Below are 5,444 nucleotides of genomic sequence, written 5' to 3' on the forward strand. Positions count from 1 at the left end.
CCACCCCTGCGTATTTTATATGCTCGAAATTCTTTAAATTTTCACCGAACGATCGAAGCTAAATTTTAAAAAGCCTGTTCATAAATCAAAATTTTTAGTCTGTCGTCCGCGCTTGCTCGCTCCGCTTTTAACACCGCTCAAATTTATTGCAAAGCCTCCAATCTAGCCGCTATTACCTTTTGCATCGCTTGATTTTTCCTGTTTTGGCTAAAATTTGCAGCCTCTTTTTGCCGATGCGTTTGTCGGCAGCCTTTAGGATATTTGCGAGCCCCCATTCATCTGCATCGAAGTGCTTTGCAAACAGCTCCTCTTTGGGCGTGTCGATATATTCGCGGATAAGCTCGCCGATGTCGCTTATGTCGTTACCATACGGATAAATTTTCGTTAGAGCACCCTCTGCTAGGCTTTTTATGCCGCCGCTTTTTAGCACGAAATCCTTCGGGTAATCAAAAATAATCTCGCCCGCAAGCGTGATAAAATATCGCGGCAAATCCGTGCTGCCGCGCCTGCTTTGCATCCGATAAACCGTGCAGTGAAGCTTAAAATCAATGTTTTCATCCACGAGCTCGTAAAGTTGTTTTGCAAGCTTGCTCCAGCGTTTCATTTTTCCCCCTTATTTATTATCGCCTCTTGCGGTTTCGCGCGTAGCTTTTGCTGCCCTTTACGGCGATCGCGCTTGAAAGCTGCGTGCCTTTTCTATATTTTTTGCAAATCTGTTTTGTAAAATTCTGCCGCGCTAAACGGTCCCCCAAAATCTCGGCTCCGTCTTGATCGCTCCTCGGTTTTTCTCGCGTAAAATTTGCAAAAATTCTTTAAAGCTCGGCTCAAAAATCGAAGCGACGGGCACAAATTTATATTCGCTCGCACCGTCTTGCTCGGGCTTGTTCGCGCTGCCGCGTTCAAGCTCGCTCGCGCCGCCCGCAAAGCGGATCCGCCAAATCCTAGCATGATTTATCCGAATTTTTGTGACTTCAAGCGCTAAAATTTGCTCAAATTTATACCTCGCCGCGAGCTTCTGTCCATCAAAAACGTAGATAAAATCCTGATCAAACCAAAGGCTCTCGCACGAGATAAAAAACCGCTCCAGCCAGAACAAAAACGGCCTCACGGAAAGCCTTTTTACCTCGCCTATCCCATCTATCGCGGCAAGCCGGTGCGGATTAAGCTTGCGAGGGTTGCGCCAAAAAAGCGTCCAAACAATCCCGCCAAGAAGCAAGACGCTAAAAATTACGATTAAAATTTGAATTAAAGCTTCAGCCATTTAAAATTCTAAGTCCTTTTACAAATGCAAATTTCGCCTCCGTATCGCCCCAAAACGAACTCCTGCCGAAATCCGCCTCCGCGCCGTTTGCAAGCTCCTCATAAAGCTTATAAAATCGCCCTTTGTGCGTGCAATTGCTTAGGCAGACGTTGAAAAACGCCTCCGCCGCGTCCTTGCCGCCGAAATAAAAGATAAGGTAGATCGGGCGCAGATCGAAGGCGCTTAGATTTTTATTAAATTTAGCCCCGCGCTGCATCATAAACTCCACCGCCTTTTGCTTGTCCGCAAACAGCTCAAAAATAGGCAGTGCGTAGTCTTTGATAGCCGCGCTAATCTCGCGAACGCTGGGCTCAAAGCTAGCGCCCGCGAACTGCCAGTCGCGAAACTGCCTGCGCGGCGTGAGATAGCTCAGATACGATACGAAAACAAGGTCGCTCGAGTATGACAGCTCCTCTTGCATCAGCTTTTTTAGGCGCTTGCAGTAGATCGCGATCTGCGGTAGGATGCTCACGCTGCCGGCGTAGTTGCGCATGCTGGAGCCAAAATAAATTTCAAATAAAATCTCCTTATCGCTTGCAAGCTTCGTTAGTTTTTGCCCCTTTTGCGTGGGCTTGAAGTCCGCAAAATTTGCCGCGATCTCATCGCAGCCGTTTAAAAATATCTCCCGCGGAGTCATGATTTTCCTTTTAAATTTATCGTTTTGTTCGCTAGCAATTCGGTTTGCAGCTTACATTGCCGCAGCCGCGACCCACACGGCATTTTATAATGCGCGCCGTTTGCCGCCGAAAACCATATAATGCGCGCAATTTTACCCCAATTCGGCTAAATTTAACGGCGCTATGCGCCTGTAAAATTTATAATATATCCTCATATCTTTCGTAGTTTATGCCGTAAATTTTATCGATATTTTCGGCGTTTATGAGCTGCTCGCTGCGCCCGAAAGCTAAAATTTCGCCGCCTTTTATAAACAGCGTCAAATTTGAAACGAATTTCGCGTGACGCGGGTAGTGCGTCGTCTGCACGAAGGTATAGCCCTCGTCGCCCAGCGCCTTGATCATCTCGAGCAGCTTGATCTGATTGCCAAAGTCCAGCCCGTTGGTAGGCTCATCCATAAAGATCGCTTTCGCGCCCTGAACCAGCGTGCGCGCGATATACGCCAACTGCCGCTCGCCGCCGCTAACCCTCGTGTAGGGCGCGTTTTTTAGATGCGCGATACCCATCTTTTCCAGTGCCTGCTCGGCTAGCTTTTTATCCGCCGCGCTAAAGCTAGAAAACAACGGCGTCCTGCACAGCGCGCCCATCAGCGCGACGTCAAAGACGCTGTAGTCATAGGACGGCGCGTGCGTCTGCGGCACGTAGGCTACGAGAGAGGCGAGCTCGCGCTTACCGTAGTCGCGCACACTTTTGCCGCCGATCAGCACCTCGCCCTCAAATTTTAAAAATCCGAGCATTATGCGAAGCAGGGTGCTTTTGCCGCTGCCGTTGGCGCCTAGGATGCTTAGCGTATCGCCCGTCGCGACGTCAAAGCTGATGCCCTTTAGCACGGGTTTGCCCTGGTAGGCAAAGCGCAAATTTCGCACTTCTATCAAATTTTCTCGCACCAAAAGCTCCTCTTGGCGCGGCGAAGCACGATGATAAACATCGGGATACCAAATAGCGAGGTCACGATGCCGATGGGGATTTCAAAGGTAAAAATGAGCCGCGAGAAGCTGTCGCAAAAGAGCAGAAATATCGCGCCGATCATCGCCGAGCTAGCAAGCGCCGCGCGGTTGTCGGCGCCGAAGATAAAGCGCGCGATGTGCGGCACGATAAGCCCAATCCAGCCGATGATGCCCGCGATCGTCACGCTAAGCGCGCTAACGAAGGTCGCGACTAGGATGATGAAAATTTTAACCCGCGCCGTATTTACGCCCAGGCTCTTCGCCTCCTCCTCGCCAAGGCTTAGCGCGTTTAGGTATTTACCGCTAAGCGCCAGCAGCAAAACGCCCGCACACATCGGCAGGATTGAAATTTGGATGAAGCTCTTAGACGCAAAGCCGAGGCTGCCCATCAAAAAATAGGTGATCGCAGGAAGCGCGTCGTTCGGGTCTGCAGCGTATTTTAGCACCGAGAGTAGCGAAGTAAAGAGCGAGCCGCTGATGACGCCGCCAAGAACTAGCACGATGACGCTACCGCTGCGCGAATACAGCGCCGAGACGCCCAGTGCCACGACCACGGCGAGAAAGCCGAAACCAAAGGTGCTAAGCTGGATTAGGTATTCGTTAAATTTGAAAAACATCCCGACCGCCGCGCCAAAACCCGCACCGCTTAGAACGCCCAGTATCGAGGGGCTAACGAGCGGGTTAACAAACATCGCCTGATACGCCGCGCCGCTGATCGCGAGGCTCGCGCCGATGAGTACGCAGGCAAGTATGCGCGGCAGGCGGATCTCGAGCAGGAGCGTGTGCATGACCTCGAAATCTTTTAAGCTTTCACCCCGCAGCAGCGCCGTGACGTAGCGCGCGTAGTCCTCTGCGCTAAAGCCGTATTTGCCTAGCAGCAGCGAACCCGCGACGTAAAGCGCCAGCAGCAGGGCCAAAAACGCAAACGCCCTTTTGCTCATTTTTCTTTACTCACTCGGCGCCCCGTCCTAAAATTTTATAAATTTGCGCGTCTGTGAGCTCAAGATCTAAAAATAGCTTATAAAACTCGCGCGTCTCTCGGACCATGTCAAATTTAAACGCTTCGGGGTAGATTAAGTTTATGAGCCACTTTAGCCCTAAGAACCGCATAAACGAAGGCGGTCTATCAAACCACGAAAAGGGCTCGCGCAGGATATAGTAGGCCTTTTTGTTTTTCACCGCGCCCAGCAGCTGCCATTTTGGGTCGCCATAAATTTTATCAAACAGCTCCTTTTCGTAGATGAGGATGACGTCCGGATCGTATTTTACGAGCTGCTCGAAGCTGATCTTTACGCGCCCGAAAGATTTGGCGTTTGGATCCTCGCTGCACTTATGCGCGTTCTGCGCCCCGGCTCGTTCGATGAGAGTCGCATGCCACGAGCCCTCGCACTCGGTGGCTAGCCCGTCGCTGCCCTGCGCGTAGTAAATTTTTACCTTTTGCAGGTTGTTTTTCTTGATGTACTCCTCGATCTGCGCGGTCAAATTTAGCGATTCGCGAGCATAATTTATGAGACGTGCGGCGCGCTCCTGCTTGCCCGTCACTTCGCCTAAAATTTCAAACCCGTCCAGATAATCCTCGAGCCTCACTGCGCTTAGATAGAGTATCGGTTTTTTAATGGAGCCGAAAACTTCGCTCATCTTTTTAGTATTGCGCGAGCTTGCGTTTACGAGGATGAGCTCGGGGTTTAGGCGTAGCAGCATCTCGACGTTTGGAATTTTACCCTGGCCGAAAAAGCCGCCCACGACGGGCTGCTCTTGCACCTCTTTTTTGACGTAGGGCCGCTCGTAGTCGTTCCACTCGAAATTCGTGCCGCTGATTTTAGCGGGATCAAGCGCATAAAGCATATACAAAAGAGGCGGCGAGCTAGCGTAAATTTTAGTCGGAGTGCCTTGTAGTTGAGCTATGTTTTCGCTATTTTGAGCGATGCAGTCTTTGATCTGCGCCTCGCTTAGAGCAAAAAGCATGCTCGCGGCGCAGAGAAATAGAAATATTTTTTTCACGGTCGTGCCTTTAAAATTTTTAATTTCGCAAGTATAGCAAAAGAAATTTTAAAATAGATTTATCTTCGCTAGACGCCTATTTAGCTGCTAAATTTGAAAATTTATCGGCGGTGATTTTAGAATTCTGGCTAAATTTAGGATTTTAAAATTTAGAGTTTAAATTTAAAAGGGGCGGGCGGTCTAAGATGAAGCTCAAAACCGCTCGCCCGCGGAGTTCAATGAAAAGGCTAAATGCCGCCGCCGTCTAAACCTGAATTAAAATTTATATCTGATGTTTGAGAAAAATACGCGACCCTCCTCAGGGAAGCCCTCTCTATACTCATAGTTTTTATCAAACAGATTCGATACTCCCGCCTCTACGCTTAAGCTCTCGACGGGCTCATACGTAAGCTTGAGGTTGGTTACGCCAAAGCCGGCCGTTTTGTGATCTATATGACTACTTCTGCCGGTGGGCACTCTGTTCCATAGACTCGAACTAAGCTCTTGAGAGACGTAAACGCCGAATTTGGGCAGAATTTTAT

6 protein-coding genes and 1 pseudogene are annotated in these 5,444 nt (G+C 49.7%); all 7 read right to left on the bottom strand.

All coding sequences use genetic code 11. The features are described 5' to 3' along the window. Positions 1-172: 172 nt before the first annotated feature. Entirely contained in the window at positions 173-604 is a 432-nt protein-coding gene (locus Q0277_RS00195) for a hypothetical protein (RefSeq protein WP_297994276.1), read from the bottom strand. A gap of 132 nt (positions 605-736) precedes the next feature. After that, positions 737-1,261, bottom strand: a complete 525-nt coding sequence (locus Q0277_RS00200; protein WP_297994279.1) for a hypothetical protein — start codon at positions 1,259-1,261, stop codon at positions 737-739. Continuing rightward, positions 1,254-1,937 (bottom strand): hypothetical protein, encoded by a 684-nt coding sequence (locus Q0277_RS00205; protein WP_297994281.1) that lies wholly within the window; start codon positions 1,935-1,937, stop codon positions 1,254-1,256. The genes Q0277_RS00200 and Q0277_RS00205 overlap by 8 nt, the downstream gene beginning before the upstream one ends. Positions 1,938-2,115: 178 nt before the next feature. Next, a complete protein-coding gene (locus Q0277_RS00210; protein WP_297994284.1) occupies positions 2,116-2,862 on the bottom strand; it encodes an ABC transporter ATP-binding protein in 747 nt (248 codons plus the stop codon). Continuing rightward, positions 2,847-3,863: an iron ABC transporter permease gene (locus Q0277_RS00215; protein ID WP_297994287.1), complete on the bottom strand. Its 1,017-nt coding sequence runs from the start codon at positions 3,861-3,863 to the stop codon at positions 2,847-2,849. The genes Q0277_RS00210 and Q0277_RS00215 overlap by 16 nt, the downstream gene beginning before the upstream one ends. A gap of 10 nt (positions 3,864-3,873) precedes the next feature. Beyond that, a complete protein-coding gene (locus tag Q0277_RS00220; RefSeq protein WP_297994291.1) occupies positions 3,874-4,923 on the bottom strand; it encodes an ABC transporter substrate-binding protein in 1,050 nt (349 codons plus the stop codon). A gap of 255 nt (positions 4,924-5,178) precedes the next feature. Further along, positions 5,179-5,444: pseudogene (locus Q0277_RS00225) on the bottom strand (TonB-dependent receptor); the annotation flags it as partial.

This window comes from uncultured Campylobacter sp. (genome assembly GCF_938030815.1).
Taxonomy (GTDB): domain Bacteria; phylum Campylobacterota; class Campylobacteria; order Campylobacterales; family Campylobacteraceae; genus Campylobacter_B.

Excerpts from the sequence above, each read along its gene's own strand:
- Q0277_RS00205 (WP_297994281.1), bottom strand. The coding sequence starts at position 1,937 with ATGACTCCGCGGGAGATATTTTTAAACGGCTGCGATGAGATCGCGGCA.
- Q0277_RS00195 (WP_297994276.1), bottom strand. The coding sequence starts at position 604 with ATGAAACGCTGGAGCAAGCTTGCAAAACAACTTTACGAGCTCGTGGAT.
- Q0277_RS00200 (WP_297994279.1), bottom strand. The coding sequence starts at position 1,261 with ATGGCTGAAGCTTTAATTCAAATTTTAATCGTAATTTTTAGCGTCTTG.
- Q0277_RS00215 (WP_297994287.1), bottom strand. The coding sequence starts at position 3,863 with ATGAGCAAAAGGGCGTTTGCGTTTTTGGCCCTGCTGCTGGCGCTTTAC.